Here is a 24,593-nt window from a genome sequence, read left to right on the forward strand (position 1 = left end):
GAGTTTCCCTACAAACTCCATGCGCAGGCGTTTGTTCCCGGCCGTTGACTTTAGGATATCCTTGCCCGCGAAAGGATACAGGGGGACGGCGTGGCCGCCGGAGCAGAACGAGGTGCCCATTGGCACCTGGATAATGAGTCGTGGGTGCAGGATGGAACCGGATTTTCTCTGGTCGCCATCGACACTGCCGTGCCTCCACCAACACTGAGCGATCTGGACTATCTGTCTGGCGCGCATCGTATGCCCGATGGTGGTTATCTCCCGGGCGGCTTCCGGTTTTCTCCCTTTACCGGCCAACCGCTTGCGCGGCGCCCGGTGCAGCAATGGCGAACCCCGTTTGGCGGGGATGACGGTGGACGCAGTTGCACCGCCGCCGTGACGGCCTCAGTTCCCTCAACGCTTCAGGCGTTGTTCGATCAGCTGCAGCGAAGCAGCCAGTCAATGCAGGACACCGCCGAGCTGATCAAGTCACCGCAGCCGAGCGGTCTGTTCTTCTTCACCAGCCGCGCCGGCGGCCATCGCGACGGGTTGTTCGCGGCGAGCCGTTCCGGCCAGCTTTCGCTGTGGCAGAACGGTCACCGTCATTGGGTGACGCTGGCACCCCGCGGTGTCTCACTCGGCCGCAGCCATCTTGAAACATGGGCGAATGCGACATTGACGCTACCGCGCGATGATGGCGATCAGATGATCCTGGCGACCGACGCAGGTGCCGATTGCGTCAGCATTGATGCGATGACGTTGAGCTACCAGATCGATCGCGCGGTCGGCCGCACCTTGGGTGCCCCCGGTCTGTTGGACGATATCGCCCTCGTGCCACAGGAGCATGAGGGCCGATGGGGCCTTGCGATCCGTCGGCCCGGTGAGGCGTGGCAGCAGCAGATGCTGATGCTGGACGCGCCCCTGCAGTTGCTTTCGGCACCGATCAGCGATCCGGCGCACCGGAGCCTGTTCTGGATCGGCACGCAGGGTGTGCTGAGCGTGCGTCTGGACGGCCAGGGCGACGCTTCCGCCCGCTGGCAGAGCTGGCCCGAGGGCTACCAGGCCAACCCGGTTCTGGGGCCTCCATATCGCGATGGCGAAGGCTTCTGGCAGCTGCTGTACGACACCCGGGACAAAAAGTGGATCGTCATCCGGTTGGACGCCGCCCTGCCCGAGCAGCGTGCCGCGCCACGCGGATCCACCAGCACCGGCCGTACCAGTTTCCAGTTCAACGTGCGCCTGGAGCGGCCGTGGGACGAGTTCGACCATGACCTGTATGCGGTGAGCCATGTGGTCTATCCGTTCCTGGAGGTCGTCGAACCGCAGTTGATGCTGTCACTCCACGCGCCGCTTCCGCAGCAGCGCAGCCTGCTCTCATTCTTCGAGAGTCAGGCGACCGTGCATGCGACGTTCCGCCTGGAGCGGATCGGTGGTCACGCGCACACCTTTGCCGTGGATACGCCCTCACCTTGGAACGCGCAGTGGTTCGTTCACGATGACGCGCTGTGGCTGTGGGTGGACGCGCGCGGCACCTTGCTGCGTTGGAGCCTGCCGCAATGACCGGTTGCGTACTGAAGCGTCTGCTGGGCGTCGCGGTGCTGCTGGCGAGCAGCGTAGGCACGACCGTCGGGGCCGCCGAGCTGCGGCAGGCGGTCCTGGTACAGAACTCCGGCTGGATGGAGCCGTTCTACGTCGATGCCGAGTCGCCATTCAAGCCACTTGTCGCACAGCTGGCCAAGGCTGCGGCTGGTCAGGGCGAGGTCGTGGTGGGCGCGTTCAACCAGTCCGACACCACCCATCCCTCGCCGGAGTGGGTGTATCGCGGACCGGGGAACCACCCGGGGCTTGCCCAGGCGATGACGCGCCTGCAGATGGCACGCAAAGGCAGCGGCGCACTCGCCGATACCGACTTCAAGGAAGCGCTGCTCGGTGCGATCGAGGTGGGTCTGGAGGGTCGCCCGGGCATCATCTGGATCGTCACCAACAACAAAAACAGCCCCAACAACAGTACCGAGGTCGTGGCCCGCAACCGCGAGTTCTACGAGTTGCTGCACGGTGAGTACGTCATCAGCCGGATCGTTGCGTTCCCGCTGAAGATGCCGGTACAGGGGCAGCACTACCGCGCCAACGGTTTGATGCTGTACGCCCTGGCTTACGGGGAGCCGGCGTCGGCCGCGCTGGATGCGGTACTGGCGCAACCGGCTCTGACCACACTGCTTCCCGAGGGACATGTGCGCCTCAAGCCGCTGACCGAAGCGGCCGTGCGCTTCAGCCCGACCGGCGTGACGGATTCGCCGGGCATCGCTGCTGGCCTCGCCGGCGACGGCCACACCCTCGTGCTGTCGTTCGATGCCAGCACGAGGGTGCGTACCGCACAGGTGCAGGGCCGGTTCGAGAATCTGTTCAATCCCTACCGCATCGTCAGTGCTGACACCTCATTGGTGACGCCGCCGGCGATCGGCCTGCAGGGCGAGATGTCCACGCGCTCGCTGCAGGCGCTGGATCCCGGCAAACAGAGTGATCCGTTGACCCTGCGTCTGTCGCTGCCTCCTTTGCCGTCGCAGTGGTCGCGTGAGGTGCTGCTGCGGAGCGGCTATGAACGGCGCGGGGCGATCGATATCCACCTGGATAACCAACAGCTGGAAGTGTCGCCGCAGTTCCGCGCGCACATGGCCGACCTGTTCCCCGGGGATGCACTGCCCGAGGTCTTCCTTCCTCCCGTCACGGCCAATGCCTCGGTCACCCGGGTCCCGCTGCTGCTTCGTGTGCAGTATCCGGTGTGGCCGGCCGTAGTGGTGTATGGCGGCGGCCTGCTCGCGCTGATCGCTGCGCTGCTGTTTCTCGTGCTGGTGACCGGCGCACGCAAAGCAACGGTCTGGATCGACGATCAGCCCCAGCACCTCAGGCTCAGACCGTTCACCACAACCGAAGTGCGCGACGCCAACGGCACGCACGTTGCCACGGTCCGACGCGGCGCGTTCAAGCCTCGTGTGAGCTGGGCCCAACCCGATACCTCCATCCGCATCAACTAAGCGTTTTACCGCCAAGGACAGAGCATGAGCCAGAAGAGTTCCCTCCCCGCGCCAGTGACCGATCAGCCGGCCACCGCCACGCCGTCCGAGCAGGCCGCGCCAGCGACAACAGCGGGAACGCAGCAGCCGACGGCTACCTTCACCGGTGACTGGGACATCCAGGTCGGCGAGCAGACCAGCGGTCGCGATGCGCTGATTGGTGGTGTGGTACTGCTGGTCCTGGCCGTCGTCTTTTTCGTGGTGAAGAACGCGTACGCCAACTGGCGGGTCAAGGAGCGCGTCGCGCCGAGTCGCGCCAATGCGTCGGGCTGGTTTCTGTTCATCGGCCTGATGGCGGTCGCCACCGTGACCGTGCTGGCCTTCGTCAACGCCGGGCGGTTCCTCGCGCCGTTGTATCTGGTGCCGATGAGCGCCTTGGCCGGCGTGTCGTTGATCGCCTGGCTCGCCACCTTCTCCGCCAAGCGTTGATCCAGGGGTCCGCCGCATGAACGATGCCACCGAAAGCACCTCCCTGCCCGGCCAGCCGCCGCAGGTCACCGAGAAGATCCGTCCGACGCTGTTCATCGCCCTCGGCGGCACCGGCATGAAGGTCAACATCCGTCTGCGCCGCCGCATTCTCAATGCGATCTGGGGCGGAAACGCGAAGGTCGAGAACGTCGCTGACTTCCCGGTGGCACAGTTCATCAACTTCGATCTGGATGCCGGTGAGGTCACCCAGGACGGCAAGTCGGTCAAGACCGATGTTCTGGCCGAGCAGGTGGCCTTCACGCCCGAAGAGAAGATCATCGAGCGGCTGGATCTCAACAAGTACACCCAATCCGACGACGAACTGCGGCGTCACCGGGAGGTAGCCGAGTGGTTCCCGCTCACGCCCGAGCGCATCCGCCTGCTGGGCGTGGATCCAAGCAAGGGCGCGGGCCAGATCCGTGCGCTGTCGCGCCTGTACTTCTTCGACAAGTATCCGGTGATCCGGGACAAGCTGCGGGACAAGATCGAAACCCTGCTGAGCAACATCGGCGCACGCGCGGACAAGCTCAAGAAACTGGGGCTGGAAGTGGAACCGGGCAAGGTGCGGGTGGTCATCACCGGCTCGGCGGCCGGCGGCACGGGCTCCGGCTCGTTCCTGGACATGGGCTACCTGGCCAAGGCGATCCTCAAGGAGAAGAATGTCGAGGGCAAGGTCGACCTGTACATGGTCCTTCCCGGCGGGTTCATCACCACCACCAACCCTGACCGTATCCAGGCCAACGGCTACGCCGCCTTGATGGAGCTCGAGACGGCGCTGCGTGGCAATGTCCTGGTCAAGCATTGGGATGCCTCGGACAACCTGCACATCGACAGCCGTCCGTACGATGATGTGTACATCGTCGACAACACCAACGTGGCGATGGCCAAGACGAGTGAACAGGAAGACATCTACGAGATGCTCTCGGATGTGTTCTTCACCGACTTCACCTCACAGGACTTCGCCAACCGCAAGCGTTCGGTGGCCGTCAACCAGAATCAGCACAAGATCCGCGCCTATTCGGTCCCGCTGCCGCAGGATTATGGTGACGATACGGAACTGCGCTTCACCGCCAGCTATTCCGGCGTCGGCCAGGCCGTGCTTGATACCCAGGTGGAGGCGCGCCAGAACGTGCGCATGAACCGCCAGGTGCAGGCAATGCTCAAGGCGTTCTTCGGCATCGCCAACATCCAGGCCCCGGGCAACCGCCCCACCGATAAAGAGCGCGATGATTTCCTGCGCGAGCAGCTGGCCATCGTGCCGCGTACCTTCACTGACATTCCGCAGTTCCTGTCCCGCGGCGATCTGGCCACGCTCAATGGTGAGTTCACGCACTACCAGGTGGCTGATGATCTGTTGAAGGTGACCGGCGACGCCAGCATCGGCGCGCAGATCGAACAGAAGGTCGAGAATGCGTTCCAGCAGCTGATGCACGGCAGCGCTGACCGTGACCAATGGCCGCTGCACGTCCAGGATGTGATCAAGCAGCTCGAGCGCGATACCAAGGGCAACCGGGTAGACAGCGCCGACCGCAACCATGAAGTCCGCATCAAGGAGAACCGCCAGCGGGTGTTGCTGTCCATCACCGATGAAGCCGAACTGCCTGCGCAGATCTTCCGCCGACTTGACGATGATGAGCGCGGTGGGCTGGACTACACACTGGCCTTGGTGGAGATGATCAAGGACCGGCTGGAGAATGAAGGCACCGGTATCGTTCCTGCGCTGGAACGCAATGCACAGCGCTTTGCCGAGATTTCCGAGAAGCTGCAGAACGCCGAGCTTGCGCACGAGTTCGAACGTCTCAAGGAAACCACCGGCAAAGGCCTGCTCGCACGGATCAGCGGCAAGGACAAGCAGGCCGAAACCGTGCTGGCGCAGATCAAGGAGACCATCCGGGACAGCCTGCTGTTCTACGTGCGCTCGGTCGCTTCGCGCGAGGCGGCCAACCTGCTGCGCGACGTCTCGGCCTGGCTTGGTGTCAAGGAAGCGGTCGACGCCCACGGTCGCCCCCTGTGGAGTGGATTTGTCGGGCGCCTGCAGGACGGCCGCCAGTCGGTCGAGTCCCTGCTGCAGCACGTCGAACGTGACATCGGCAAGATCGAAGCGGCCATCGCCGAGAAGCATGCGACCCTGATCGCACTCAAGGCGCCGCAGGATGAGGAGCAGCCGGCCATCGATCCGGCCGAGTTCCGTCAGTGGGCCAAGGAGGCGTTCAAGGACTTCGGTGGCTCCCAGACGCTGTTCCAGAAGCTGCTCAGCGACGAAGGCGCCCAGGAAGTGTTGGGCAAGCTGCGCAACAAGGCCGTGGCACAGCTGCCCCAGGCCGATACCCGTACCCAGACCGATCCGCTGATGCAGGCGCTGGCCGCGCTTACTCCCGAGCAGCTGCGCGAGACCTTCCGCCTGCTGCTGCAGCGCGCGATGCCATGGGTACCGTTGAATCTCAATGGTGGCTTCGACATCTCCAAGGATCGCTATACCTGCCTTGTCGGCGTAAAAGATGCGCGCCTGTTCCGCCGCCAGTATGGTGCGCTGCTGGAGCAGGCCGTGCCGCAGGGCACCGGCATGACCGCCAGCCAGATCGACTTCGTCGAGTCCGGCATTCCTGGCAAGCTGATCTGCTTTACCGAGCTGTCCGGCTTCCCGGCACCCGCACTGACGCCACTGCCGACCTATCAGGCCGCTTACCGCAAAGAGGCGGCGCGTATTCCGCTGCACATCCACAAGCGGGTCAGCCAGTTCGTGCAGCCCATCCAGTTTACTCAGGGCCAGTACCGGCAGTTTGCTGAAGATTTCAAGGTTTACCTGCATGCCCTCGGCCTGGGGGTGCTCAAGCGCCGTGCCGATGGCAAGTACGAAATCACGCTGGAAGGCGACGGCTTCAGCATCGGCGATGAATTCTCCGTGCGGCAGAGTGGCCTGGACGGTAATGACAAGCGCAACATCGAAGAGCAGCTCCGCCAGCGCTCGGCCAATGTGCGCGACCCGCTGCAGCTCGCATTGCTGGCGCAGCTGTTCAGGCATTACGCCACCGTGGCCTACAAGCCGATCAAGCAGGAAGATCAGCAGGGTCGCGAAAGCCTGAAAAAGCGTTTCCCTTACAAGCTGAGCGAAATGTTGGCCACCGACTATCGGCAGAAGCTTGTGCAGGCCGCCGGCGACGACGCCGACCGGATCGAAGAACGCGCCCGTGCATTGTTCGACGCCTGGACGCAGCCGGTTTCCGGCTCGGCGGCGGATGTCTATGCTGACGAGGTCGCCACCGACCGGGGCGACAAGCGACAGGTGAATGATGCCTTCGCCCAGATGCTCGGCGCTACGTCCCTTGCCGGCGCGGGCATGGCCGGGCAGGCCCCGGGTGCGGTCCCGCCCCCTCCACCGCAGGGCAGCCTGCCGGGCGCCCCGCCGCCGCCCCCGATGGTCGATTACAGCTACTACGTCGGCTATAACAACCAGTCGCTGGGACCGTACACGGTTCAACAGCTGCAGCAGTTCGTGGGCACCGGCAACATCAACCGCCACAGCCTGCTCTGGCGCGAAGGAATCGAGTGGAGCGCAGCGGGTGCACTACCTGAGCTGGGTCATCTGTTCGGCGTTCCATCGGCCCCGCAACCGCCGGCTCCCCCGCCGCCGCCCTCCGGGTACTGAGGCTGCATCACTGCAATGACTGACGCCACCGCCGCCTCCCCGATCAGCTGTGTCAACGACCAGTGCATGAAGCCTCTGCCCGGGGAGGTACGCTTCTGCCCGTTCTGTGGCGTATCCGCGCCTGTGGTGGTGACGCCGCCGGTCGTGACGCCGCCGGGCCCGGTCGCGGCCCCGGCGGCCGCCGGACCGCCGCCCCCGATTCCTGCGGCACCCTCGCCAGCGGCCCCGGCCGTGGTGGAAACAGCGCCTCCACCGGTCACTGTGGCGCCTCCGCCTGCATCTCCGGAAGTGGCACCTGCACCGCGACCGAAGCGCTCGGCCAAGCCCGCTGCGCCTGCCGCGCCGATCTCTCCTGCGCCTGCATCCCGACCGCGCTCACGCGTGCCGCTGGTACTGGTCTGCCTGGTGCTGGGCGGGGTGTTCTGGACAATCTTCCTGCGCGATCGAGGTGGGCAGCCCACCGTGCCTGCTGGCCGCATCGAGCAGCACCGTGCGGCTGTGGAGTCATGCCTCGCGCGCGCAGACCTGGCCTGTGCGCGCATCGCCTTGATGGACATGCAGCGCGAGCTTCCGGGTGAAGAAAACTGGCGCGACCTGCAGGTCCGGATGACCACCTTGGAAGCCAAGCTTGCCAAGCAGTCAGAACCAGAGCGCCCTAACCGCGCACCTGCATCTGCAACTGCACCGGCGCCGACCAATGCACCGGCGTCGGTCCACAATGAAGTTGCCCAGGCACCACCCGCACCTGCATCGGCCCCGGACCGGGCTGCACAGGTGGATGCGGCGTCACGCGAGCGCGCTCCCGTACGCTATCCGCCGGATGCAATGCGTACGGGTGCACGCGGCACCGTTGTGCTTACGGTCGATGTTGCCGAGGACGGCACTGCAACGGCCCTCTCGGTGACGCGATCCAGTCGGGAGCGGTCACTGGACCGTGCCGCGCTGGAAGCCGCGCGTCGCTGGCGTTATCTGCCAGCCATCCGGGATGGACGTACGTATGCCAGCACGATGCAGCTGGAGGTGAACTTCAGCCCGGACGCGGGTAACGCCTCCGACATGGCCGACCTGCGCCAACCTGACAACAGCTACCCGCCCAGAGCGCCGACGATCGCGCCGCCGCCGGCAGCGGCGCCGGAAGCCGGCTTGCTGAACAAGGCCCGGGTTGAACTGCAGCAGGGCCGTTACGACGTCGCGGTGGCCTTGGGCGAATCGGCCCTGCAGGTCAATCCTGATTCAGCGGCTGCCCGCTCGCTCATCCGCCAGGCAAAGGCAGAACGCGACCGTGTCATGCGCGAAACCACCATTGAATGATGCCCGCCCCACTTCCCACCAGGTGTTGACCATGAAAAAGGAATATTTCGCCCCCGCCTCGCTCGGCAAGGTGCTGTTGATCGGCCTCGCTACCGCCGGCACGCTTACCGGTTGCACCACGGGCAATCAGATGACCCGGTCGGACTGGGGCAAGTGCCTGGGCGCGATCGCGCTGGGCACTGGTGCTGGCGCGCTGGTGAACGGAGAGAAGGGTGCCTATGTCGGCGCTGCGGCGGGCATCGCCGCCTGCTTCGTGATCAACGCACAGAGCCGCCGCACCCGCAGCGCGGCCCAGGTGGAGTCGGACTACCGGTCTCGCTACTCGCAGCTGCCGGAGTCTGCCGAAGTCGTGCATTATCAGACGAGCCTTCCAGGCAACAGCGTAAGGCGTGGTGAACCGCTGAAGATCGTATCCAACATCGAAGCGGTCAGTGGCCGCCAGCAGCCGATCCGCGAGGTCAAGGAACAGATCCGGATTTACGAACCCGGCCAGACCGAGCCGTTCAAGACCGGTGAGAAGATCGCCAGCGAGAGTGCAGGCAGCGGTGCATACGAGAACACCTTCACGGTGACCTTCCCGTCCAACATGCCTCAGGGTCGCTACAGCATCCAGACCGACGTGTTCGTCAACGGCGAACGGTTGGACAAGGGCAGCAACCAGATCCAGGTGGTCTATGACGGCGAGCGCCTGATGCGCGAGTTCGCCGCGATCGCGGCGCGCTGATGTTGCCGGGGTGCCCCTCCGGGCGCCCTGTTTCCTTCTGAGGGACGACCACCCCGGCCACGTGCCGGGTTCGGCGATGTACCCATCGCATGGCATCCCACCATGCTGCTCCTGCCGTCAGGCAGGAGCAGCACGTAACTACTGACTTACTTGCGCGCGCGCTTGGCCGTTGCCTTGCGGGCAACCGGCTTGGCGGCAGCACGCTTGGCCGGGGCGGCCTTGCGGGCCGGGGCCTTCTTGGCCACAGCCTTCTTGGCGGTAGCGACCTTCTTGCCGACGGTCTTCTTGGCGGCGGCGGTCTTCTTGGTCACGGCCTTCTTGGCGGTGGCGACCTTCTTGCCGACCGACTTGCGGGCGACGGCGGTCTTCTTGCCGGCCACCTTCTTGGCGGTCGCGGTCTTCCTGGTCACGGCCTTCTTGGCGGTTGCCGACTTCTTGGCAACGGCCTTCTTGGCGGTGGCGACCTTCTTGCCAACGGTCTTCTTGGCGACGGCGGTCTTCTTGCCGGCGACCTTCTTGGCCGTTGCGGTCTTCTTGGTCACGGCCTTCTTGGCGGTCGCCGACTTCCTGGCAACAGCGGTCTTGGCAGCGGCGACCTTCTTGCCAACGGTCTTCTTGGCGGCGGCGGTCTTCTTGGTCACGGCCTTCTTGGCGGTCGCGGTCTTCTTGGCGACAGCCTTCTTGGCGGTGGCGACCTTCTTGGTCACGGTCTTCTTGGCAGCAGCGGCCTTCTTGGTCACGGCCTTCTTGGCGGTCGTGGCCTTCTTGCCGGCAGCCTTGGTGGTCTTGGTCACAGCCTTTTCAGCGGCGGCCTTCTTCTTGGCGACCTGCTTCTTGATGGCGGTGGCTTCGGCCTTGGCGTTCTTCTTGGCCGCTTCCAGCTTCTGCTTGGCGGTGGCCAGGGTCTTGCCGACCGACTTGGCGGCCTTGTCAGCCTTCTTGGCGACGGTCTTCTCGACCTTGGTCACGGCCTTCTTGACCTTGGCGACCTGGGTGGTGGCGGCCTTGCGTGCGCGCTTGGCGGTCTTCTTCACCGAAGCGACTGCATCTTCCGCAACGTGTGCGATGGTCTCGCCCACATTGGTGGCGGTTTCTTTTGCATCTTCGACGGTCTGCGAGAGAACCGTGGTCACACCATTACCGTTGCTCATTGAGTGCCTCCTAAGGGGCCTGGTTAGTCAAATCGCTGGCGATGCTATACCGGCGCGGTCCATCGTGGAACGGTCTTGATGCGATGCTCGTGCCAAGCCGACAGTAGCATTGTCATCGTCGGCAGCAAGCAACGCACCGGTCGCGTGCACGAAACCCCTTGAAAACAGCAGTGGCGTTCCAGCACGTGGCGCGCGCGATGTGTCTCGATGCGCATGGTGGGTGCATCCAATGAACCGATGATTGGTCGTCGCACTTGATCCGTTCCTCACCCCCGCACGCCGTTTTTGCGCTGGTTTCGATGACGCGGGCATGCCCTGAAGAGGCATGACCAACGGGCGATGTGGCTGCGCCAGATACACCGCAGCGCCCTCCCTGGTGCCTCGCCATGTGACGCATCGGCACCGCCGCGCGTGCCTGGGCAACCCCACCGCGAGGCCGAGGACGTAGTGAATTTCATCCGGGGTTTAACCGGCTGCGGACACACTCATTCAGGTTGAATTACCGTATACGTGTTTTCCCTGCCCCCGCCCCCTCCGACACGGAACCGCCGGACCATGCGACCGCTCCCGACCCTGCTTACGCTCGCCCTCGCCGCTGCCTTCGGCGGGTTCACCGCCACGGCCATCAATGCGCACCTGGACAACCGTGCCGAAGCGGCGCCGGCCGCGTACACGATCCCCAGCGCGGCCGCGCTGCCCGCAGCGGTCGCCGGGCAACCCGTGCCCTCGCTGGCGCCGATGCTGGACCGTGTGATGCCGGCGGTGGTCAGCGTCAACACCAAGCAGGTGGTGCGCGTGCGCAACCCCTATTTCAACGATCCATTCTTCCGCCGCCTGTTCCCGGAAGTGCCGCAGGAACGCATCAACGAATCGCTGGGCTCGGGGGTGATCATCGATGCCGCCGAGGGCCTGGTGCTGACCAACCACCACGTCATCGACAACGCCGACGACGTGCAGGTGACCCTGGCCGATGGGCGGACGGTCAAGGCTGAATTCATCGGTTCCGATGCCGATACCGATGTTGCGTTGATCCGCATTCCGACCGGCAACCTGACCGAGATCAAGCTCGGCGACAGCGCGCAGCTGCGCGTGGGCGACTTCGTGGTGGCGATCGGCAACCCGTTCGGTTTCAGCCAGACGGTGACCTCCGGCATCGTCTCGGCCGTCGGCCGCAGTGGCATCCGCGGCCTGGGCTACCAGAACTTCATCCAGACCGATGCCTCGATCAACCCGGGCAATTCCGGCGGTGCGCTGGTCAACCTTCAGGGTCAGCTGGTCGGCATCAACACCGCCAGTTTCAATCCGCAGGGCAGCATGGCCGGCAACATCGGCCTGGGCCTGGCGATCCCTTCCAACCTGGCACGCGACGTGGTCGACCAGCTGGTCAAACACGGCGTGGTGGTGCGCGGCACGCTGGGCATCGAGAGCCAGAACCTCACCCAGCAGATCGCGCAGGGCCTGGGCCTGACCGAGACGCGGGGCGCGCTGGTCACCCGCGTGCTGGCCGGGTCCAGTGCCGCGGCCGCCGGGCTCAAGCCGGGCGACGTGGTGGTGTCGGCCAACGGGCAGCGCGTGGACAGCGCGCAGGCGCTGCACAACGTGGAAGGCCTGCAGCCCGTCGGCAGCACGCTGACCCTGGAGGTGCGCCGCGAAGGCAAGCCGCTGCAGATCAAGGCCACGCTGAAGGAACAGGCACGCGCGGTCACCGGCGAGTCGCTGGACCCGCGCCTGGGCGGGGCCACGTTTGTCGATCTGCCCGAGTCGCTGCGCCAGGCCGGCGTCAGCGGTGTGCTGGTCAGTGAGGTCAAGCGCGGCAGCCGTGCGGCCAACTCCGGTCTTGCGCAGGGTGACGTGATCACCGCGACAACGGCGGGTGAGTTTGCCGATCTCGCCAGCTGGCGCGCCAACTTCCAGCAGCGCCCGGCGCAGCTGGTGGTAAGGATCATCCGCGGAAACAGCGGCGGCCAGCTGGTCATGCGCTGAACGCGCACGCAGCCGTAACGTCGCTTACACCCGGCCGGTGCTATTACCTTGTGTTCGTTGCCGTCGGATCGTCCGCGGTCACCTTCCCCATCGCACAGCAGGAGATACACGATGAGCCCCACCAATACCGAGAACCTGAAGGAACACCTGGGCGAAGCCGGCTCGCACCTGAAGTCGGCCGCCACCGCTGCCGGCGGTGCCATCAAGGGCGCCACCGGTGCTGCCGGTGATGAGCTGCGCATCGGCAAGGCCAACGTCAAGGCCGAACTGTCCGATACCGCGCTGTCCGGCCTCGCCGCAGCCGAGTTTGGTGGTGCCGCCGCCAAGGAACAGGTTGATGCACTGATGGACAAGGGCAAGGACCTGGTCGACAGCGCCGCCGAGCTGATCCGTGAGCGTCCGCTTGCCTCCTTCGGCGTGGCCTTCGCGGCTGGCTGGATCATCGCCAAGCTGGCCCGCAGCGGCGGCGACAAGTAAGCAGCGGCGTGAGCGATCAAGCCCAGTCGACCGCCTCCGGTGGCGCGGATACCCCGCCACCGGACAGCGGTGAAAAAGCACCCCGCCTGGACGAGAGCATCCGCCAGGTCGGTGAGGCCGGCCGTGAGACGGTCGATTCGGCCAAGCACACGCTGCGCTCCCTGCGACGGTTGGCCTCGGCCGACTTCGCCCTGGCGCGCAGCGCGTTTGGCCGGGCACTTGCTTGGGCCGGGGTGGCGATCGTGTTCGGTGCATCGGCCTGGTTGTTGCTGGCCGGTACGCTGATCGCCCTGATGCAGCGCTGGGGCCTGTCCTGGTTCCATTCGCTGTTGATCACCTCGATCGTGAGCCTGCTGGTGACCGGCTATTCGATGTGGCGGGTGTCGTTCTTCTTCCGCCATACCGGCATGCATGCCACCCGCCGCCAGCTGTCGCGGTTGGGCCTGTATGACGAACCCAGCGATGAAGATCCCGATGCCGACGTCGACACCACAGGGGTGAAGCGATGAACTTCGAAGCCTTGCGGCAACGCGTCCAGCGCGCCGAGCTGGTGGTGGCGGTGCGGGTGGAGAAAACCCGCAGCAGCTGGTCCACCCTCAGCACCGTCTGGCGTACCGGATGGACACCATTGCGCATCATCACTGTGGGTCTGGCCGGTGGCTTCCTGGCCGGCAAGCTGGAGCCGACCGGCCTGGGCGCGAAAGTGCAGGGCGCACGCTGGCTGCAGATGATCGGCTCGGTCTCCAACCTGGTGGCCAGCACGCAGGCGGCGTTTGCCTCGATGCAGGCCAGTGAAGCGGCCGATACCGCCGAACAGGCCGCCGACAAAGTGGATGACGCGGCCGATGAAGTGCCACGTCAGGCTGCGCCGGCGGCAGCGGCCCCGACAACGCCGCGGCTCAACCCGCAACGGCGCGCCGAATCAGCGTCGCCAAACCAGCCGCAGCCGGCCGAGGCCGCCACGGACTTGTCCGAACGTTGATCGCATCGCGGTCACACGCATCTTCTGAAGGCCCTGCGGCGCACGCCACGGGGCCTTTCTTCACCTGCACGCCCCCCACACGCCACGCGCACCCGGCTTGCCCAATAATGGCGCTCCTTTCCAGTGTGCGACCCGCATGAGCGTTCCGGTTCCTCCTTCCGCCGAAGCCGTCGTCGCACCGCCCCCGCCGCGTCCGCGCGCGCCAATGTCGCTGGTCATCCTGGCCACGCTGGCCGTGGCCTTTACTCTGTGGGCGGCACAGGACGTGGTGCTGCCGATCCTGCTGGCGATGTTCTTCGCGCTGGTCGGCAACCCGATCCTGCGGATGCTGCAGAAGATCTGGATTCCCCGCTTCCTTGGCGCGGTACTGGTGCTCGGCGTTGGCTTGAGCGGCGCCGCCGCACTGGGTGTGCAGCTGGTCGGCCCGGCAATGGAGTGGGCCCAGGAAGCACCGCAGCAGCTGCGCAAGGTCGCCCGTCAGGTGCAGAACCTGACCAAGCCGGTGCAGCAGGCCAACCAGGCCGCCGAGAATTTCGCGCGCGTGGCCGGTGGCGAAGGCAGCCGCCGGGTGCAGATCGTGCGCACCCAGCTCGATGATCCCTACAAGGTACTGACCCGGGCACCCCGGTTGGCCGCCTCGGTGCTGGCGGTGGTGCTGTTGACCCTGTTCTTCATGATCTACGGGCAGAGCCTGCAGAAGCACGCGATCGCGTTGTTCCCCAGCCGTCAGCAGCAACGGTTCACTACGGACATCCTGCGTTCGATCGAACGTGAGGTGTCCCGCTATGTCCTGACCATCACGGTGATCAACACGCTGGTCGGCCTGGTGTTCTCCGGCATCCTGCTGCTGCTCGGCATCTCGCTGCAGGAGGCACTGCTATGGGGCACCGTGGCCGCGCTGCTGAATTTCGCGCCCTACGTGGGTCCGCTGATCGGCGTGGCGCTGATGCTGTTGATGGGCTTCGTGGAGTTCAGTGATCCCTTCAAAGCGTTGCTGCCGGCGGCGTGCTATCTCGCGCTGCATACCATCGAGGGCCAGGTCGTGACCCCGATCGTGCTCGGCCGGCAGATGGCGATCTCGCCACTGATTCTGATCCTGGCCCTGATGGTGTTCGGCTGGCTGTGGGGCATGATCGGCCTGCTGCTGGCAGTGCCGCTGCTGGTCTGCATCAAGCTGGTGCTGGCGCGCCTGGATGGCACCCAGGGCTGGGCCAAGCTGCTGGAATAAGCAGTCAAAGCCAGGGCTACGGCTGGCCGCGCGATCCGCGGTGCTGCCAGAATACCGGCACCTTTTCGGATGGATCCCGACCCTGATGTCTTCCTTCGCTGCCCGTTGCCTCGCCCTCGCCGGCCTTGTCTCCCTTGCTGCCCCGACGTTGGCCGCTCCCCCACCCAGCGCCGAGGTGGCCAGCCGCCAGCTGATCGAGGCGGTCACCTGCAAGCGTCACCTGACGCCTGCGCAGTTCGCCGCGCTGGCAAAGGTGCTCAAGCCGACCGAGCTGCAGGCGTACGGCGAACTGTCCGATGGCGAGTATGCGCTGACCACGCCATTGCTCGTGCTGGGCCAGCCGGTGAACCGCCTGCACCTGTACGACGGCGCCAGCGGCGAGGACAGCATCGACAGCTATACCGCCTACTTCAGCACGGCCGGTATCGACCAGGTCGCAGCGCTGGCGAAGATTCCGCGCAATGAAGCCGGCGACTACACGCTGGAAGTGGGCCGCCACGACCTGAGCGTGCGGCAGGACGAGGGCCAGGCAGCCATCACCTGTTCTTACGACCCGCGCTGAAGGACTGCCCTGCACTGCCTGCGCGCGCCATGAAAGCCTGCGCGCGCAGGCGTAGAATGGCGGGGTGAATTTCCCCGTCCAAGCCATCACCCTCGACCTCGACGACACCCTGTGGCCGTTCGCCCCCATCGGCGCCCGCATCGACCAGGTGTTGTACGAGTGGATGCTCCAGCACAGCCCCGCCACCGCCGCGATGTACCCGGTGGCGGCGATGCGCGAACTGCGCGAGCGCTCCTTTCATGACAACCCGCACCTGCACTACGACCTCAGCGCGCTGCGCCGGTTGACGCTGAGCGAGGCGCTGGAGAAAAGCGGCGCCGATCCGGCGCTGCTGGAACCGGCCTACGAGGCGTTCTACGCCGCGCGCAACCAGGTGGAGTTCTACCCGGATGCGATGGAGGCGCTGGCCCGGATCGCCGCGCGCGTGCCGGTCGCCGCGCTCAGCAACGGCAATGCCGACCTGCAGCGGATCGGCGTGTCCCACCACTTCACCTTCCAGCTCGGCTCACGCGAGCACGGTGCGGCCAAGCCGGCCGCCAGCATCTTCCACGCCGCCTGCGACCGGCTCGGCGTTGCGCCTGGCCAGGTCCTGCACGTCGGCGACCACGCCGAGATGGACGTGGTCGGGGCGATGCAGGCCGGTCTGCGCGGCTGCTGGATCAACCGCGAAGAACACACCTGGACCCACCCTTCACTGCAGCCCGATCTGCAGTTCGACACCCTGACCGGGCTGGCCGACTGGCTGGATGCAAACGCATCCGTCCAGCGCGCGTAAGCCGCCGCCCAAGGAGCACTCGAGTCCCATGTCCCAGATCAACGGTTTCACTTCCGAAACGCGCAACGCACTGCCGCTGCACGTGATGACCCGCGAACAGTACGCCGGCTGGCGCGCGCAGCAGTCGGACGCGCTGGGCGCGTGGCTGGATGCGCAGCGCTTCAACGGCAGCGGTGGCAGCGTGGTCCTGCTGCCGGGCGAGCACGGCCTGGCCGGCGCCATCGTCGGCGTGGGTGACCCGGGGGATGTCTACAGCTACGCGCATGCGCCGTTCGCGTTGCCGGAAGGCACCGTCTGGGCGCCGGCCGATGCGCTGGCACCGGAGATCGAGACCCTGCTGCAGCTCGGCTGGAGCCTGGGCAGCTACCGCTTCGCGCGCTATCGCAAACCGAACCGCGCGCCGGCGCAGCTGGCCGCCACGCCCTCGGCCGAAGTGCGCGACGTGATCGCCGCCAGCCTGCGCGTGCGTGACTGGGTCAATACCCCGACCGAAGACATGGGCCCGCAGCAGCTCGAAGACGCCGCGCGTGAACTGGCTGCCGCCCACGGCGCGCAGATCGAAGTGATCACCGGCGATGCATTGCTGGAGCAGAACTTCCCGTCCATCCATGCCGTGGGCCGCGCCTCGCATCGCGCGCCGCGCCTGATCGTGCTGCGCTGGGGCAATGAAGGCCAGCCGCACGTTGCGCTGGTCGGCAAAGGCGTGTGCTTCGATACCGGCGGGCTGGACATCAAGCCGGGCGATGGCATGCGCAACATGAAGAAGGACATGGGCGGCGCCGCGCATGCGCTGGGCCTGGCCGGGCTGATCATGGCCCAGCAGCTGCCGGTGCAGCTGACCCTGCTGATCCCGGCGGTGGAAAACGCGATCGGTCCGGATGCGTTCCGCCCGGGCGAAGTGATCGCCACCCGCAAGGGCCTGAGCATCGAGATCGACAACACCGACGCCGAAGGCCGCGTGATCCTTGCCGATGCACTGACCTATGCCAGCGAGCAGCAGCCGGAGATCGTGCTCGATTTCGCCACCCTGACCGGCGCGGCCCGCATCGCGCTCGGTCCGGACCTGCCGGCGCTCTTCAGCAACGACGACACCCTGGCCCAGCAGTGGCTGCAGGCCGGCGAATCGGTGCGCGATCCGGTCTGGCGCATGCCGCTGTGGCGCCCGTACCTGCGCTACCTGCACAGCAACATCGCGGATCTGGCCAATGCCGGTTCGCGCATGGCCGGCTCGGTCACCGCCGCGCTGTACCTGGAGCGCTTCATCGCGGAAGGCCAGACCTGGGCACACCTGGATGTGTACGCCTGGAACGACGGCGAGCGCCCGGGCCGCCCGGCTGGCGGCGAGGCATTGGCGCTGCGTTCGGCGTGGGCGATGCTGAAGACGCGTTACGCCTGAGGCACGGCCGAGTACTGCCCGGCACGCGCTGAACCACATGATCCCCGCCCCGGCGGGGATCGTCGTTTTTGAAGAGTTGTCGAAAATGTGAATATCGGCTTGCGCCGTGTTCTGCGACGATGCCCGCTGTCGCCCACCCACACGCATCGTGAAGGCAGGAATCCGGACATGTCGCTTTTCGGCTATACCCGCGCTGGTCGCGAACCGGGCGGCCCACGCCCCCCCTCACCGTTGCTGTGGATCGCGCTGATCGCCCTGATCGCCGGCGGCCTGGTGCTGGCCTTTGCCTGGCTGGCCGGCTGGATCGGCCGCGACCGCGTCACCGCGCAGACCTTCACCGATGCCATCGAGGCGACGGGGCCACCGCAGCCCGGCTTCCGTCGCGCCCACACCAAAGGCGTCTGCGTCAGTGGTGTGTTCCAGGGCACGCCGGAAGGCGCGGCACTGAGCTCGGCACGCGTATTCCGCCAGCGCCAGGTACCGGTACTGGGCCGCCTCTCGATCGGCGGCGGTGACCCTCATGGCGCCGACAACAAGGCCCGCGTGCGCAGCATGGCGCTGCAGTTGGTCAGCGACGACGGCCAGGAATGGCGAATGGCGATGAACAGTTTCCCGTTCTTCGCGGTGCCCACCGCCGAGGCGTTCCTGGAACAGACCCGCGCCGGTACGCCGGACCCGGCCACGGGTAAACCCGACCCGGCGAAGATGGCGGCGGTGCTGGAGAAGTACCCGTCCGCGCGGGCCTTCCAGCAGTGGGCCAAGACCGCCCCGTGGTCGAACAGCTGGGCCAACACCGCCTACAACGGCGTCAACAGCTTCCGCTTCACCGCGGCCGATGGCAGCCACCGCTTCGTGCGCTGGAGCATGCGCCCGCAGGCGCCGTTCGAAGACATGACGCCGGAACAGCGTGCGCAGTCCGACGATGATTTCCTGAGCGAGGAGTTCGCACAACGACTGGCGCAGGGCCCGGTGCGCTGGGACATGTGGGTGACGATCGCGAGTGACAGTGACCCGATCAACGACCCCTCGCAGGTCTGGCCGGAAGACCGCCGCCAGGTGAAGGCCGGCACGCTGACCCTGAGCAGCATGCAGCCGCAGGCCACAGGTGCCTGCCGCGACCTCAACTACGATCCGTTGATCCTGCCCAGCGGCGTGGCCGGCACGGATGATCCGATCCTGGCGGCACGCTCGGCGGTGTATTCGCAATCGTTCAATCGCCGCGAGCGCGAGATCGCCAGCGGCAAAGCGCCCGCCGCCACGGGCAAGGAAGGTGCGCGATGAACCGTGATGCCGGCCATTTCAATCTCCTCGCGCGAGTCCTGCACTGGCTGATGGCGGCGATGATCCTGGCCATGCTGTTCGTCGGCGTGACCATGGTCGCGTCACTGCACTGGCGCCCGATGCTGATCGATCTGCATCGACCACTGGGCATCGCGATCCTGCTGCTGGTGCTGGTGCGCCTGTACAACCGCCTGCGGCATCGCCCACCGCCGCTGCCGGCCGACCTGCCCGCCTGGCAGGCCGCGGCCGCGCATGCCTCGCACTGGGTGTTGTACGGGCTGATGCTGGCCATGCCGCTGGTTGGGTGGGGCATGCTCTCCGCTGGCGGCTACCCGATCGTCATGGGCGGCGGCGTCCACCTGCCGGCGATCCTGCCGCACAACCCGGCGCTGTACGCGGCGCTGCGCAATGCGCACAGCCTGCTCGCCTATGTGCTGTTCGCCACGGTGGTGATGCACCTGTCGGCGGCGCTGTTCCATCTGTGGGTGCGCCGCGATGGCGTGTTCCAGGCGATGGCGAAGGGGCCGCAGAAAGAGCGCAACGACGATGCCGGATGAATCAGGCTGCCTCGCGTCCTGGTAGTCACCGACCGCGTTACAACCAGCCCTTCTGCCGCGCCAGCCGATACGCTTCGATGCGGTTGGCCACGCCGAGCTTGCCGATGCACTCGGACAGGTAGTTGCGCACCGTACCGTGCGAGAGACCGAGCTGCGTGGCGATCTCGCTGGCCGAGCGGCCGTCGCCGGACAGGCGCAGCACCTGGCGCTCGCGATCGTTGAGTGGATCGGCCTGCGACCACGCATCCAGCGCAAGTTGCGGGTCGATCGCGCGACCACCGTGCTGCACCTGGCGCAGCGCATCGGCCAGGCGTTCGGCCGGGGCATCCTTGAGCAGATACCCGCAGACACCGGCATCCAGCGCACGGCGCAGGAAGCCCGAGCGCGCGAACGTGGTGACGATCACCACCTTGATCGGCAGGCCCTGGCGGGCGATCCGCTGTGCCAGTTCCAGCCCGGACAGCCCGGGCATTTCGATGTCGGTGACCAGGATGTCCGGCTGCAGCTGCTGCAGCATCCGCCATGCGGCCTCGCCGTCGGCTGCACTGCCCAGCACCTCGATATCCGGTTCCAGCCCGAGCAGCGCTGACAACGCGCCACGCACCATTGCCTGGTCTTCGGCCAGCAGGATCCGGATCATGATGCGCCCCCGGCCGGCAGCGACGGTGCTGTCGGCATCTCCACGGGCGCCGCCACCGCGGTGGTCGCGGCCGGCAAGGTGACCCGCACCGTCACGCAGGTGCCCTCCCCTTTCGCCGACTGCACCGCCAGGGTGCCACGCAGTGCAGCGACGCGTTCGCGCATGCCGGTCAACCCGTTCCCATCAACGTGGACGCCACCGCGCCCGTCATCGCGGATCTGCATCAACAGACTGCGCCCGTCCTGCTCGAAGGTGATCCACGCCTGCCGCGCCTGTGCATGGCGGGCGATATTGGTGACCGCCTCACGCAGGACCAGTGACAGCGCACGCTCGATATCAACCGGCATCGGCGGCGGCGGCGCGTAGTGCAGATGCACATGCTGGTACTCCAGCAGCAACCGGGCCGACGCGAGTTCGGCTGCCAGATCGCTGGCGCGGATACCGGTGACCGCGCTGCGCACCTCGGCCAGCGCCTGCCGCGCGATGGTTTCGGCCTCCTCCACCTCGCGGCGCGAGCCATCCGGATCGCGATCGGCCAGCTTGCGCGAGAGTTCCAGCTTCAAGGTGATCAACGACAATGTGTGCCCCAGCAGATCGTGCAGATCGCGGCCGATGCGCTCGCGTTCGGCGGTCGCCGCCAGCCGACGCACTTCATCCTGCGACAGCTGCAGCGCCGCATCCTGTTCATGACTGGCAGTTTCGAAATTGACCACCAGGCTGATGATCATCGCCATGCTCGGGATCCAGATCAGCGCCTGCCACGGGTAGTGGGCCAACAAGCCCACCACCACGAACAGCGCGTTCAACCCCACCAGCTTCAGCAGATAGCGCCCATAACCACTGCGGCGCGAGACGCGCAGGGTGACGCAGCCGAAGATGAAGTAGCTGACCGCCGAGGGATACCACGCCAGCGGCACCAACCCCAGCACCACCATCGACAGTGCATAGCGCGGCGCGTGGCAACGCGGGGCGAGCAGGACACCGGCGTACAGCGCGAGGAACACCGGGTAGGTCAGCAGGGTCAGGGCCGCCCAACGCCAGGTGTAGCCACTGCCGAACAGCGGTGTCAGGAACACCCACAGCGTCCACAGCAGGTGGATCGCATTCACCCACGGCGATTTGCCGCGCCGCAGGTTATCGGCCACGGCCGAATCCGGCGCGGGACGCAACAGGGAGGCGAGCCGACTCGATGACACGAACGATTCCAAGGCAGGGCGATCAGGCGCGATCATGCCACTTCAGCCGATGCGCCGCAGGCGTCGGCGTGCCAGCCCAAGGGCGACGGCGGTGATGCCGAGCAGCACGGCGATATGCACCCAGGCACTGCCCTGCGCTGACTGGCCGACCGCTGGCAGCGCCAGCTGGGCCAGGTGCCAGGTCGGCCACAGCGGCGCCAGGGTGCCGAACAACGACGGCAGCATCGACAGCGGCAGCCACAACCCGGACAGCAAGGCCAACGGGAGGTAGACCAGGTTGACGACCGCCGGCGCCGCGTTGGCACTGACATGGCTGCCGATCAGCAGGCCGATCGCACCCAGCGGCAATGCCGCGAATGCCGCGACCGCCAGCAGATGAAGTGCAGCGCTCGGAGTGACGGCCACACCTGCGCCAGTCGCCACCGCGATCAGCAGCATCGCCACCAGCACCGCGAACAGGACGGCCATCAACAGGCGGGCGAGCAAGGGAGCCAGCGGCGGCATCGGCAACGCGCGCTTGAGCGTGAGCAGGCCGCCCTCGCGATCCAGCGCCAACTGCACGCCGAAGCCGAACAGCGCCGGAGCCATCGCACCGAACACGCAGTAGGTGGCGAGCAGATAGATCGAGGCCTGGCCGCGACCGAGCAGCACACCGAACAAGGAATAGAACAACACCGGGAACAGCAGCGACGGCAGCACGAAGCCCGGGTAGCGCCAGGCTCGGCGAAGTTCGCACACGATTTCGGCGCGGTAGATCGGCCAAGCCGGCGCGCGGGCGGGCGTGGCGGGGGCGGTTTCAGTTACGGTGTTCATGCGGCCTCCCGGGTCAGTTCAACGAAGGCGTCGGCCAGGCCGCCGCCATGCACCTCCAGGTCCTGCAGCTGCGGATCTTCGGCAAGCAGACGCGCGACCACCGGCTCGGCCGGTTCGGCCAGCAGCTGCAGGCGCAGGCCATCGCGGACCGCCTCGCGCACGCCCGGCCAGGTCTTCAACGCTTCCACATCCAGCGCGCTGCGGCAGCGAATGCGACGCGGCGCCAGTTGCTGGCGGAACTGCGCCAGCGGACCATCGGCCAGCACCCGGCCCTGTTCGATGACCACCACACGGTGGGCGAGCGCCTCGGCTTCTTCCAGATAATGCGTGGTCAGCAGGACACCGCAGCCTTCAGCCGCCAGCTGCCGGATCGCCTGCCAGAGCTGTTGCCGCGCCTGGATGTCCAGGCCGGTGGTCGGCTCATCGAGGAACAACAACTGCGGCCGTCCGCACAGCGCGATGGCGAACTGCACGCGGCGCTGCTGACCACCGGACAGCTTCCCATAGCGACGCCGGGCAAGCTCGGTCAACCCGGCCAGCGCAAGGCAGTCCTCCAGCGAGCGCGGATCGGCATAGCAGGTGCGCGCCAGATCGATCAGCTCACGCACCTGCAGCACCGGCGGCAACGCGGTCGCCTGCAGCATCACCCCGATACCACCACGGCGATCACGGTCCTGCGGGTCGCCGCCGAGCAGCTCGACCCGGCCCGCGTCGGCCCGGCGCAGGCCCAGCAACAGGGAAATGGCGGTGCTCTTGCCGGCACCGTTGCGGCCCAGCAGCGCCAGCACTTCGCCGCGGTGCAACGAGAAGCTCACGCCCTTCAGGGCGGCGACATCACCGTAGTGGACCTGGACGTCCTGCAGACGGGCCAGGGGCGAGGCGGTGGAGATGGGCATGACGGACTCCCGGAGAGGACACCCACAGCTTCTGCCGCTGGCCGCGGCCGCCCCAGTGGCCGTCGTCAGCCCATGCAGGTGACAGCTGTCACTGCCGCCGCGCCAAGCCACCGGGCATGCTGTGGACCATCCCGGCCACCGCGCTGGTTTGCCCCTCGGCCGCCGATGCGGTCACACTCGGCCCGATTCCACGTCCAGACTCACGATGAACGCATCCGCTGAACTGCTCAAGGAACTCCGCATCGACCGCAAGGCCGGTTCGCCGCCCCCGTCGCCCCCGCGACGTGGCCGCTGGATCGTGCTGGCGATCGTCCTTCTCATTGTGTTGGCCGGCCTGGCCTGGTTCGTGCTCGGTCGCGAGCGCCCGATCGCCGTGACCACCGCGCCCGTGGTGGCGATCCAGCAGGGCGGCGCCAGCAGCTCGGTGCTCGACGCCAGCGGCTACGTGGTCGCCCGGCGCATGGCCACCGTCTCGGCCAAGATCACCGGCAAGGTGCGTGAGGTGATGATCGAGGAAGGCATGCGCGTGGAAGAGGGCCAGGTGATGGCCACGCTCGACCCGATCGATGCCAACGCCCAGCGCAGCCTCTCGGCCTCGCAGCTGGAGGCGGCGCGCAGCCAGCTCGCCGGGCTGCAGGCGCAGGTGGCCCAGGCCGATGCCGAAGCCGGCCGTCTGCAGGCACTGGTTGGCCAGCAGCTGGTCTCGCGCTCGCAGTACGACCTGGCCATCGCCCAGCGCGACAACCTGCGCGCCCAGCTCAAGACTGCCCAGCGCAACACCACCGTGGCCAGTGATTCGTTGGCGATCGCCGACCTCGGCGTGGACAACAACATCGTGCGCGCGCCGTTCTCTGGCGTGGTCACCGCCAAGGCCGCGCAGCCGGGCGAAATCGTCTCGCCATTGTCGGCGGGCGGTGGGTTCACCCGGACCGGCATCGGCACCATCGTTGACATGGATTCGCTGGAGATCGAAGTCGAAGTCGGCGAATCCTTTATCGGCCGCGTGCAGCCGAAGATGCCGGTCGAAGCCACCCTCAACGCCTACCCGGACTGGAAGATTCCCGCCGAGGTGATCGCGATCATCCCGACCGCCGACCGCGGCAAGGCCACGGTGAAAGTGCGTGTAGCCCTGAAGACCAAGGACCCGCGCATCGTGCCGGAGATGGGCGTGCGGGTCAGCTTCCTGGAAAGCGCCAAGCCGGCCGAAACGGCCAAGCCGCAGGGCGTGCGCGTGCCGGCTTCGGCGATCGTGGAGCGTGAGCAGAAGACCGTTGCCTTCGTGGTCAAGGACGATGCGCGGGTGGAGCAGCGCGCGATCACCGTGGGCACCACGCTCAACAACGACCGCCAGGTCACCCAGGGCCTGAGTGCCGGCGAGGTCGTGGTGACCACGCCACCGGCCGAGCTCCATGACGGCAGCAAGGTCACCGAAACCCCCTGACGGGGCCAGAACTGCA

General features: G+C 66.6%; 22 protein-coding genes. 17 read left to right on the top strand and 5 right to left on the bottom strand.

Annotation, left to right across the window (positions count from 1 at the left end):
• Positions 1-441: 441 nt before the first annotated feature.
• The 6 genes from ABE464_RS07805 to ABE464_RS07830 all read left to right on the top strand — a co-directional run bounded on the left by ABE464_RS07805 (position 442) and on the right by ABE464_RS07830 (position 9,199).
• Positions 442-1,539 (top strand): hypothetical protein, encoded by a 1,098-nt coding sequence (locus ABE464_RS07805; protein ID WP_346471478.1) that lies wholly within the window; start codon positions 442-444, stop codon positions 1,537-1,539.
• The gene (locus tag ABE464_RS07810) at positions 1,536-3,011 is read left to right on the top strand and encodes a hypothetical protein (protein WP_346471479.1); all 1,476 of its coding nucleotides are present in this window, start codon (positions 1,536-1,538) and stop codon (positions 3,009-3,011) included. Before ABE464_RS07805 ends, ABE464_RS07810 begins: the two co-directional genes overlap by 4 nt.
• Positions 3,012-3,035: 24 nt before the next feature.
• Positions 3,036-3,479, top strand: a complete 444-nt coding sequence (locus ABE464_RS07815; RefSeq protein WP_346471480.1) for a hypothetical protein — start codon at positions 3,036-3,038, stop codon at positions 3,477-3,479.
• Positions 3,480-3,495: 16 nt separating this feature from the next.
• Entirely contained in the window at positions 3,496-7,164 is a 3,669-nt protein-coding gene (locus ABE464_RS07820; RefSeq protein WP_346471481.1) for a tubulin-like doman-containing protein, read from the top strand.
• A gap of 381 nt (positions 7,165-7,545) precedes the next feature.
• Entirely contained in the window at positions 7,546-8,475 is a 930-nt protein-coding gene (locus ABE464_RS07825) for an energy transducer TonB (protein WP_346471482.1), read from the top strand.
• 31 nt (positions 8,476-8,506) lie between these two features.
• Positions 8,507-9,199 carry a hypothetical protein gene (locus ABE464_RS07830; protein ID WP_346471483.1) on the top strand — a complete coding sequence of 231 codons (693 nt, stop codon included), beginning with the start codon at positions 8,507-8,509 and terminating at the stop codon, positions 9,197-9,199.
• Between the two features lie 146 nt (positions 9,200-9,345).
• On the opposite strand, the gene ABE464_RS07835 is transcribed toward ABE464_RS07830, so the two are convergent.
• Positions 9,346-10,350, bottom strand: a complete 1,005-nt coding sequence (locus tag ABE464_RS07835) for a histone (RefSeq protein WP_346471484.1) — start codon at positions 10,348-10,350, stop codon at positions 9,346-9,348.
• Between the two features lie 555 nt (positions 10,351-10,905).
• Between ABE464_RS07835 and ABE464_RS07840 the strand changes: the two genes are divergently transcribed.
• The 10 genes from ABE464_RS07840 to ABE464_RS07885 all read left to right on the top strand — a co-directional run bounded on the left by ABE464_RS07840 (position 10,906) and on the right by ABE464_RS07885 (position 19,591).
• The gene (locus ABE464_RS07840) at positions 10,906-12,333 is read left to right on the top strand and encodes a Do family serine endopeptidase (protein WP_346471485.1); all 1,428 of its coding nucleotides are present in this window, start codon (positions 10,906-10,908) and stop codon (positions 12,331-12,333) included.
• Positions 12,334-12,444: 111 nt separating this feature from the next.
• A complete protein-coding gene (locus ABE464_RS07845) occupies positions 12,445-12,810 on the top strand; it encodes a hypothetical protein (RefSeq protein ID WP_019185548.1) in 366 nt (121 codons plus the stop codon).
• 8 nt (positions 12,811-12,818) lie between these two features.
• Positions 12,819-13,319, top strand: a complete 501-nt coding sequence (locus ABE464_RS07850; protein WP_346471486.1) for a phage holin family protein — start codon at positions 12,819-12,821, stop codon at positions 13,317-13,319.
• Positions 13,316-13,792 (top strand): protein sip-5, encoded by a 477-nt coding sequence (locus ABE464_RS07855; protein ID WP_346471487.1) that lies wholly within the window; start codon positions 13,316-13,318, stop codon positions 13,790-13,792. The genes ABE464_RS07850 and ABE464_RS07855 overlap by 4 nt, the downstream gene beginning before the upstream one ends.
• Before the next feature lie 136 nt (positions 13,793-13,928).
• A complete protein-coding gene (locus ABE464_RS07860; protein WP_346471488.1) occupies positions 13,929-15,020 on the top strand; it encodes an AI-2E family transporter in 1,092 nt (363 codons plus the stop codon).
• Between the two features lie 85 nt (positions 15,021-15,105).
• The gene (locus tag ABE464_RS07865) at positions 15,106-15,582 is read left to right on the top strand and encodes a hypothetical protein (protein ID WP_346471489.1); all 477 of its coding nucleotides are present in this window, start codon (positions 15,106-15,108) and stop codon (positions 15,580-15,582) included.
• Between the two features lie 64 nt (positions 15,583-15,646).
• Positions 15,647-16,357 (top strand): HAD family hydrolase, encoded by a 711-nt coding sequence (locus ABE464_RS07870; RefSeq protein WP_346471490.1) that lies wholly within the window; start codon positions 15,647-15,649, stop codon positions 16,355-16,357.
• Between the two features lie 28 nt (positions 16,358-16,385).
• Positions 16,386-17,753, top strand: a complete 1,368-nt coding sequence (locus tag ABE464_RS07875; protein ID WP_346471491.1) for a leucyl aminopeptidase family protein — start codon at positions 16,386-16,388, stop codon at positions 17,751-17,753.
• Between the two features lie 168 nt (positions 17,754-17,921).
• Positions 17,922-19,034, top strand: coding sequence for a catalase family peroxidase (locus ABE464_RS07880; protein ID WP_346471492.1), 1,113 nt, complete (start codon positions 17,922-17,924; stop codon positions 19,032-19,034).
• A complete protein-coding gene (locus ABE464_RS07885; RefSeq protein ID WP_346471493.1) occupies positions 19,031-19,591 on the top strand; it encodes a cytochrome b/b6 domain-containing protein in 561 nt (186 codons plus the stop codon). Before ABE464_RS07880 ends, ABE464_RS07885 begins: the two co-directional genes overlap by 4 nt.
• A 37-nt stretch (positions 19,592-19,628) precedes the next feature.
• Here the strand turns inward: ABE464_RS07885 and ABE464_RS07890 are convergent, their stop codons facing one another.
• The 4 genes from ABE464_RS07890 to ABE464_RS07905 are packed head-to-tail and all read right to left on the bottom strand — an operon-like array spanning position 19,629 to position 23,136.
• Positions 19,629-20,231: a response regulator transcription factor gene (locus ABE464_RS07890; RefSeq protein ID WP_346471494.1), complete on the bottom strand. Its 603-nt coding sequence runs from the start codon at positions 20,229-20,231 to the stop codon at positions 19,629-19,631.
• Positions 20,228-21,463 (bottom strand): sensor histidine kinase, encoded by a 1,236-nt coding sequence (locus ABE464_RS07895; protein WP_346471495.1) that lies wholly within the window; start codon positions 21,461-21,463, stop codon positions 20,228-20,230. Before ABE464_RS07895 ends, ABE464_RS07890 begins: the two co-directional genes overlap by 4 nt.
• A gap of 6 nt (positions 21,464-21,469) precedes the next feature.
• Positions 21,470-22,240 (bottom strand): ABC transporter permease, encoded by a 771-nt coding sequence (locus ABE464_RS07900; RefSeq protein WP_346471496.1) that lies wholly within the window; start codon positions 22,238-22,240, stop codon positions 21,470-21,472.
• On the bottom strand, positions 22,237-23,136 hold the full coding sequence (locus tag ABE464_RS07905; RefSeq protein ID WP_346471497.1) for an ABC transporter ATP-binding protein: 900 nt from the start codon (positions 23,134-23,136) through the stop codon (positions 22,237-22,239). The genes ABE464_RS07900 and ABE464_RS07905 overlap by 4 nt, the downstream gene beginning before the upstream one ends.
• A 205-nt stretch (positions 23,137-23,341) precedes the next feature.
• Here ABE464_RS07905 and ABE464_RS07910 point away from each other — a divergent pair, with 205 nt between their 5' ends.
• A complete protein-coding gene (locus ABE464_RS07910; RefSeq protein ID WP_346471498.1) occupies positions 23,342-24,577 on the top strand; it encodes an efflux RND transporter periplasmic adaptor subunit in 1,236 nt (411 codons plus the stop codon).
• Positions 24,578-24,593: the final 16 nt, after the last annotated feature.

It is taken from the genome of Stenotrophomonas sp. TWI587, assembly GCF_039674145.1.
Classification (GTDB): Bacteria; Pseudomonadota; Gammaproteobacteria; order Xanthomonadales; family Xanthomonadaceae; genus Stenotrophomonas; species Stenotrophomonas maltophilia_AY.

What these genes read in the sequence shown, in the direction of transcription:
- ABE464_RS07805 (WP_346471478.1), top strand. Translation starts at nt 442, where the DNA reads ATGCAGGACACCGCCGAGCTGATCAAGTCACCGCAGCCGAGCGGTCTG.
- ABE464_RS07810 (WP_346471479.1), top strand. Translation starts at nt 1,536, where the DNA reads ATGACCGGTTGCGTACTGAAGCGTCTGCTGGGCGTCGCGGTGCTGCTG.
- ABE464_RS07815 (WP_346471480.1), top strand. Translation starts at nt 3,036, where the DNA reads ATGAGCCAGAAGAGTTCCCTCCCCGCGCCAGTGACCGATCAGCCGGCC.
- ABE464_RS07820 (WP_346471481.1), top strand. Translation starts at nt 3,496, where the DNA reads ATGAACGATGCCACCGAAAGCACCTCCCTGCCCGGCCAGCCGCCGCAG.
- ABE464_RS07830 (WP_346471483.1), top strand. Translation starts at nt 8,507, where the DNA reads ATGAAAAAGGAATATTTCGCCCCCGCCTCGCTCGGCAAGGTGCTGTTG.
- ABE464_RS07835 (WP_346471484.1), bottom strand. Translation starts at nt 10,350, where the DNA reads ATGAGCAACGGTAATGGTGTGACCACGGTTCTCTCGCAGACCGTCGAA.
- ABE464_RS07840 (WP_346471485.1), top strand. Translation starts at nt 10,906, where the DNA reads ATGCGACCGCTCCCGACCCTGCTTACGCTCGCCCTCGCCGCTGCCTTC.
- ABE464_RS07845 (WP_019185548.1), top strand. Translation starts at nt 12,445, where the DNA reads ATGAGCCCCACCAATACCGAGAACCTGAAGGAACACCTGGGCGAAGCC.
- ABE464_RS07855 (WP_346471487.1), top strand. Translation starts at nt 13,316, where the DNA reads ATGAACTTCGAAGCCTTGCGGCAACGCGTCCAGCGCGCCGAGCTGGTG.
- ABE464_RS07860 (WP_346471488.1), top strand. Translation starts at nt 13,929, where the DNA reads ATGAGCGTTCCGGTTCCTCCTTCCGCCGAAGCCGTCGTCGCACCGCCC.
- ABE464_RS07865 (WP_346471489.1), top strand. Translation starts at nt 15,106, where the DNA reads ATGTCTTCCTTCGCTGCCCGTTGCCTCGCCCTCGCCGGCCTTGTCTCC.
- ABE464_RS07875 (WP_346471491.1), top strand. Translation starts at nt 16,386, where the DNA reads ATGTCCCAGATCAACGGTTTCACTTCCGAAACGCGCAACGCACTGCCG.
- ABE464_RS07880 (WP_346471492.1), top strand. Translation starts at nt 17,922, where the DNA reads ATGTCGCTTTTCGGCTATACCCGCGCTGGTCGCGAACCGGGCGGCCCA.
- ABE464_RS07885 (WP_346471493.1), top strand. Translation starts at nt 19,031, where the DNA reads ATGAACCGTGATGCCGGCCATTTCAATCTCCTCGCGCGAGTCCTGCAC.
- ABE464_RS07890 (WP_346471494.1), bottom strand. Translation starts at nt 20,231, where the DNA reads ATGATCCGGATCCTGCTGGCCGAAGACCAGGCAATGGTGCGTGGCGCG.
- ABE464_RS07895 (WP_346471495.1), bottom strand. Translation starts at nt 21,463, where the DNA reads ATGATCGCGCCTGATCGCCCTGCCTTGGAATCGTTCGTGTCATCGAGT.
- ABE464_RS07900 (WP_346471496.1), bottom strand. Translation starts at nt 22,240, where the DNA reads ATGAACACCGTAACTGAAACCGCCCCCGCCACGCCCGCCCGCGCGCCG.
- ABE464_RS07905 (WP_346471497.1), bottom strand. Translation starts at nt 23,136, where the DNA reads ATGCCCATCTCCACCGCCTCGCCCCTGGCCCGTCTGCAGGACGTCCAG.
- ABE464_RS07910 (WP_346471498.1), top strand. Translation starts at nt 23,342, where the DNA reads ATGAACGCATCCGCTGAACTGCTCAAGGAACTCCGCATCGACCGCAAG.